Origin of the sequence: Catenulispora rubra (genome assembly GCF_015356825.1) — a bacterium.
Lineage (GTDB): Bacteria > Actinomycetota > Actinomycetes > Streptomycetales > Catenulisporaceae > Catenulispora > Catenulispora rubra.
The window spans coordinates 1-1,681 of the sequence record NZ_JAACYW010000600.1 but is presented as its reverse complement, the minus strand read 5'-3'; the positions used below and the strand labels follow the sequence as shown (position 1 = coordinate 1,681).

2 protein-coding genes and 1 pseudogene are annotated in these 1,681 nt (G+C 71.8%); all 3 read right to left on the bottom strand.

Annotated elements, in window-relative coordinates; translation table 11 throughout:
* Positions 1-112: pseudogene (locus GWK61_RS61740) on the bottom strand (ATP-binding protein); the annotation flags it as partial.
* An 84-nt stretch (positions 113-196) separates the two neighbouring features.
* The gene (locus GWK61_RS54420) at positions 197-976 is read right to left on the bottom strand and encodes an exodeoxyribonuclease III (protein WP_194922265.1); all 780 of its coding nucleotides are present in this window, start codon (positions 974-976) and stop codon (positions 197-199) included.
* 23 nt (positions 977-999) lie between these two features.
* Positions 1,000-1,632 (bottom strand): TIGR03085 family metal-binding protein, encoded by a 633-nt coding sequence (locus GWK61_RS54415; RefSeq protein ID WP_194922263.1) that lies wholly within the window; start codon positions 1,630-1,632, stop codon positions 1,000-1,002.
* Positions 1,633-1,681 lie beyond the last annotated feature (49 nt).

The window sequence follows — 1,681 nt, the reverse complement described above, 5'->3', positions numbered from 1 at the left end:
CGTTCTTGTCGCGCATCAGCTCCAGCTCGTACTCCTTCCAGCCGAAGATGGACTCCTCCAGGAGCACCTCGGTGGTCGGCGAGAGCGCCAGGCCCGTGCCTGCGATGCGGCGTGCTGAGCTGCGCCGAACGCGCGACCCGGGCGGCCTGAGCGGCCTGAGCGATCCGGGCGGCCGTGCCGATGTCACGGGGCGGCCTCACAGGTCGAGGTCCACCACCACCGGCGCGTGGTCGGAGGCTCCCTTGCCTTTGCGTTCTTCCCGGTCGACGAAGGAGTCGGTGACTTTCCCGACGAACGCCGGATTTCCGAACACCAGGTCGATGCGCATGCCGTTGTTCTTCGGGAACGCCAGCTGCCGGTAGTCCCAGTACGTGTACGGCTTGTCGTACTTCAACGCCCGCGGCAGCACCTCGGCCAGGCCCTGCGCCTCCAAGTCCGCGAGCTTGGACCGCTCGGCGGGGGTGACGTGGGTGGATTCGGTGAACAGCGACATGTCCCACACGTCGGCATCGGTCGGGGCGATGTTGAAGTCGCCCAGGACCGCGTAGGGCTGCTCGGCGCGCGCCGGTTCGGCCACGGCGGCGGTGAGGGAGTCCAGCCAGGCGATTTTGTAGGCGAAGTGCGGGTGGCCCAGCTCGCGGCCGTTGGGGACGTAGACGCTGGTGACGCGGACGCCGCCGCAGGTCGCGGTCAGGGCGCGGGGCTCGAGGCCGCCTTCGAACTCCGGCAGGTCCGGCCAGCCACGCTGCACGTCGGTGATCTCAGCGCGGGACAGGATCGCCACGCCGTTCCAGCGGCCGGTGCCCCAGGTCGCGGCGTGGTAACCGAGGTCGGCGACCTGCGCGGCGGGGAAGGCGTCGTCGGTGGTTTTCAGCTCCTGCAGGCACAGCACGTCCGGTTCGGCCGTACCCAGCCAGCCGGTCAGACGGTCCACCCGAGCCGTCACCGAGTTCACGTTCCATGTCGCCACCCGCAGCACCATGCCGGACAGCTTATGGGTCACAGGCCGAACTTCGCGCTCCGCACTGCCGCGACCGCTTGTTCGGGGCCGTCCATCTCCACCACCGCGTGGGCCTGCCGCCCCGACATGAACATCACCAGCTCGCCGGGGGCACCGGTGACGGTGACCACCGGCGCGCCCTTGTGCGCGACCGCGGTCTGCCCGTCGGGGCGGCGCAGCACCAGCCCGGCCGGCGCGCGCCGCCCGGACAGCCGCGCCATGCCGGCGGCACGCTTCCACAGCACTTCGGTGAGCGCGGCATCGAGGGGGCGCGGCTCCCATCCGGGTTTGGCGCGCCGCACGTCTTCGCAGTGCACGAAGAACTCCACGACGTTCGCGGCCTCGTCGACCGGCGCGAGCCCGAGCAGCGAGCGCCGCGACGGCCCTTCGGCGACCATCTGCAGCAGCTCGGTCCAGGGCCGCGCGGCGAACTCGGCCTGCACCCGCGCCAGCCGCGGCGCGAGCGCCTTGACCATGATCCCGCCGGCCGCGTCGACCCGCCGCTCCCGCACCACGACGTGCGCCGCCAGGTCCCGCGTGCTCCAGCCTTCGCACAGCGTGGGGGCCTCGGGGCCGGCTTCGGTGAGGGCTTGGGCGAGGTGGGCGCGTTCGGCGCGTGCGTGGGTAGCCATGAGGCCAGGGTAGGCGGGTTTGGTGGTTGGGCGGAGGGCTGCGGATGGG

Bases quoted from the DNA above. Each gene is read 5' to 3' on its own strand.
- GWK61_RS54415 (WP_194922263.1), bottom strand. From the start codon at position 1,632: ATGGCTACCCACGCACGCGCCGAACGCGCCCACCTCGCCCAAGCCCTC.